Annotated in this window: 1 protein-coding gene and 2 pseudogenes; all 3 read right to left on the minus strand. The window is 46.2% G+C overall.

Features of this window, described 5'->3' with window-relative positions; genetic code table 11:
• Positions 1-39: 39 nt before the first annotated feature.
• Positions 40-1,471, minus strand: a pseudogene (rsmF, locus tag RH89_RS13080) (16S rRNA (cytosine(1407)-C(5))-methyltransferase RsmF).
• A 99-nt stretch (positions 1,472-1,570) separates the two neighbouring features.
• A complete protein-coding gene (locus RH89_RS13085) occupies positions 1,571-4,210 on the minus strand; it encodes an MlaD family protein (RefSeq protein WP_004402548.1) in 2,640 nt (879 codons plus the stop codon).
• A pseudogene (locus tag RH89_RS29225) lies at positions 4,203-4,359 on the minus strand (paraquat-inducible protein A); the annotation flags it as partial. The gene RH89_RS13085 and the pseudogene RH89_RS29225, both read right to left, overlap by 8 nt.

Genomic DNA, 4,359 nt, shown 5'->3' on the forward strand with positions numbered 1-4,359 from the left:
CATAGTACACACAGGCTCAAATACCACCATATATAGTGCCTAGAACAGGTTTCCGTCCCTAACTAGTTCTCTTGGAAGACCATTTTTTATTCGGTTTCCTACCCATTTTCCAATTCCGATGACATCTTCGCCAAATTTTACGATGACTTCACCTTTGCCGGAGAGGTTCTCAGGGCGGACATCTCTTCCCATAAACCATTCTCTGGCATCTTCGATATTCAAAGATATGCTTTGAGTTTCTTCACCTGTTGAGAGTGCCATGATGGCTTCATGTTGCCAGCGGTAACCTTTCTTATGCGCTTCTGCCAGCTTAATGCCCATGCGATCAAAGCGAATCTCGCCGATCATTGATTCTAGTGCGGTAGGGAACAGCCATACTTCTTTGTCTCGAAGCCATAGCTGAGTTTGGTCTGGCAGCGAAATTCCTAGCGTTTCGGTTAGGTGTTTCTCCACATCCTGACTGATTTTTTTCGATGCTTTGTCAAAAGGGAACTTACCCAGACGCTTTTTCACTTCAGGAGATTCAACTGAATGATGTTTACGAAGGCGAGCAACAAAGAAGCCTTCGCTATCAAAAATCTGTGGGTAAATATGAAGGAAACCATCTTCGGTAATCGCGTTTTCAGCGTTTTCGAATAAATCGTCTAGTGGTTCAAAATCAACGGCGTCGCCAAATTTTTCTTTCAAGTGGTGACATACCTGCTGGTTTTCTTCCAGATTCAGTGTACAGGTCGAGTAAACTAATACGCCGCCGGGCTTCAATGCGTAGAAAGCACTTTCAATTAAATCTTTCTGGGTGTGAGCGATATCAAGAACCGATTCTTTGCTCCAGTTATTCATCGCATCTGGGTCTTTACGAATGGTGCCCTCACCAGAACAAGGTGCATCTAGCAAAATGGCATCAAACTGTTCTGGTAACCATCCACCAAATACGCGTCCATCAAAGTTGGTTAATGCAACGTTTCGCACACCACAACGTTGGATATTTGAGTACAGCCCCCTTAATTCGGCTGGCAGAAAACTCGTTAGCAACGAGGGCACCACGGTTATCGAGCGCTGCTGCAATTTGCGTTGTTTTTGAACCTGGTGCTGCTGCAACGTCTAATACAGTATTCAGAGCATCAACGTCATTGTCTGCAAGTAATGCCGTCACTGGCATCATTGAGCTGGCTTCTTGTATATAGAAAAGCCCTGCCATATGTTCCGCTGTGTTTCCAAGAGGAACGGTGTCAGTTTCTTCTCTTTCAATCCAGAAGCCCGTATCGCACCAAGGTACAGGCGTCAAAGTCCAGCCTTTTGCTTCTGCTCGAACTAAAAAGTCCTCAACTGAAATTTTCAGAGTATTCACACGAATACTTCGACGCAGTGGACGTTTACATGCCGCGATGAATTCATCCATATCCAGATGAGAAGGCATAATGTCTTGAATTTGACTGATGAATGCGTCTGGGAGTTTGATGTTAGAGTGCAAAGTGGTATCTCTGAAGAAAAATTTGCTGCCAATTCTAACGGAATATAAAAAAAATGCAGCCTAAAGTAAGGCTGCACTAATAGTTTACGGCGGCTTAAATTACCTAGGGATCGGTGTACGCCATTCAAGCCACTCTGGTTGTGACACTGCATACAGGAAGAACGCTGACTTTTCTTTCGCTTCAGGAGGAAGAGGGCGTGTATCCGGAGTAGCAAATGCAATGCCTCCGCGGATTAAGCTGTCAACCGTACCTGCTTTGATTTTGGCGCCGGTAATGCCTATCGACACATCGACACCGGAAACGTTCCAAAATACTGTATTCTCACGTACTAAGTGTTCAAATTGATGATCAACCTGAATGGTGGTGATGATGCGATCGGCAAACGCCCCCAGATTTACGTCGATTACACGACCGACTTCCATGTCACGGTATAAAAGAGGTGTACCAACGGAAATAGAGTTTCTTCGTTCGCTCTGAAGCTGAAACTCTTTGCCCTGTAACTGGCTACTTTGCATATGAAGTTTGAAGGCGAAAGCGCTTTTCTTACCAGCCGGCTCCACATCAATGTATTTCGACAGCAAGGTTTCGATGTTTTTCACGCCACGCAAACCTACTTCCGGCTGAACAAGCCAGAAGTGCGATTTGTCCAAAGCGATGTTTTTAACAAATTCTGGAAGAATCCGAGCTTTAATTTCGACTTTCTCTGCAGTGAAGTTTGGCGTAACCAAAGTGACTTCGCCAACTGGAACTCCTTGATATCGAATTTCCATACCCGAAGCGACACCAAGAGCACTGTCACTGGTCAGAGTAATCAAACGTCCGTACTTTCTCGCTTCATCGTAGTTGTCATACAGTTTCCAGTACTGTTTTAGCTTGTTTTCCACGCCAGGTAGTGAATCAAAAGCAATACCGCCTTGAATCAAGGTTTTGACTGGCGCTGCTTTTATGTTGACTCCGTTGAGGTCGGCGTTGACTTCAATACCAGAACGATTCCAGAAAACGGTGTTTTTGCTTAGCAAATGTTTGTACTGGTTATCCATTTTTAAGTGGAGCAGTACGCCTCCATTGGTCAGTTTGAAATCGGATACTTTACCTACCTGTAGATTGCGGTAGAGAAGTGGCGCACCTTTGGAAACCGAAGGTAAGTTTTGACTAAACAGGGTGAGGTCGTATGAGCCAGACTTGTTAAATTCAGCGAGTTCAGCGAGCGACTGACTGGCAAATAATGGATAGTTAGTCTTAGGTTTCTTACTACCAGAAGAGATAAAGCTGATCGAACCTGAAAGTAAGCGTTTGGCTGGCGGAACCGATACGCTAATCCCAGAGTCAGTCAGTTCGGCTTTCGCGCTTCCATCAACAAAGAAGCGGTTGCGGCTTTTGATTAAGTGGGCGTATTGCGCGTCAATCAGTGCCTTCATCTGAACCTGATCATTGTCCAGTTCAATGTCGATGATGCTCCCGACCTGAATACCGCGATAGAGTACATGAGTTCCGTATTCCAGCCCAAAAGAATCCTTCGACGTGAAGGTGACTTCCAAAGAACCGGGCTTTTCCAGTGCAAATACGGACTTTCTGATGGCGGTAAACTCGCGTGATTTCTCTCCCTGACCGGGCACCAGTGTCAGGAAGTTACCTGTCACAAGGTTTCCGATGTTTTCAATCCCGGTTAGAGAAACTTCTGCTTCTTCCAATAAGAACCGTGTACCTGTATTCAGTGTGTCGGCGAAGCTTGGTTGAATGGACGCATAGGCGATGATTTTTGTTCTATCGAGAGAAAGCTGAATATCCGTGATCTGACCAATTTCAATACCACGATAAACAATCGGTGCGCCATTGGTACTGACCTTGTTATCGTTCGGTAACTCTATCTGAATAGGGATACCGCGACCTGCGGTTTTTAGATCGGGATAGAGTTTAAACTCCGCCCCTTCAGTAATAGGCTGTCCTTCGTCGGGCGAGTCCACAGCAATTGCACCGCCCAGCATAGCACTCAGGCTTTCTACCTTAACGTCTACGCCGTCAAACCCAACGTTTGCACCTATTCCGCTTACGTTCCAGAAACGGCTTTCACTGGAAACCAGATGACGGTATTCGTCTTCTATGAAAGCTCTGATACTGACTGAGTTACCGTCAGGGTCTAGCTGATAACCGTATACTTCACCAATTGGGATTTTCTTGTAGACGATCTGGGAGCCGACTGAAATCGAACCCAGATCGGAAGAGTGGAGCACAATGTTCAGCCCCTGATTTGCTAGCAGGTCTGTTGGGCTGTTTTCCAACGCGGTGTAGACGGTATCGAAGTCGTCATCTTCGTCATCACTCGCGCCTGGGTGAATGGCGATGTAGTTACCGGATACTAAAGCATCCAGACCAGATATGCCGGATAAGCTGGCTGTTGGTTTAACCAACCAGAATCGTGTCTGACCGCTCAGTAGTTTGGTAGCTTCCGGGTAGATATCGGCTTCAACGAAAATGTTATCCAGTTCAGGGGAGAGTTTGATATCACGCACCATGCCCACTTCCAGACCCTGGTAGCGAATGGTGGTTCTGCCCGCGATAAGCCCCTGAGCGTCTGAGAAATAGATCTGAATTCGCTGACCCGCTTCGTTGACGGCTTTAACGACCAGCCAGCCTGCGAGACAGATGGTTATGATCGGCAAAAGCCAGAGAGGGGAAATGCCAATATCCCGTTTTACACGTGGTGTATGGGCGCTTTGATTGTTGTCTAAACTACTCATTTAACGTCGCTTTCCGTTCCGGGACTTCTTTATGGTCCCATATTAAACCGGGGATCTAAGCTTTCAGTTGCCAGCATAGTCAATATGACGACAATCGCAAAGGCAACAGCTCCATATCCCGGTGTAAAATCAAGAATTTGTCCTCTGTC

This window comes from Vibrio nigripulchritudo ATCC 27043, assembly GCF_000222685.1.
Classification (GTDB): Bacteria; Pseudomonadota; Gammaproteobacteria; order Enterobacterales; family Vibrionaceae; genus Vibrio; species Vibrio nigripulchritudo.

What these genes read in the sequence shown, in the direction of transcription:
- RH89_RS13085 (WP_004402548.1), bottom strand. Translation starts at nt 4,210, where the DNA reads ATGAGTAGTTTAGACAACAATCAAAGCGCCCATACACCACGTGTAAAA.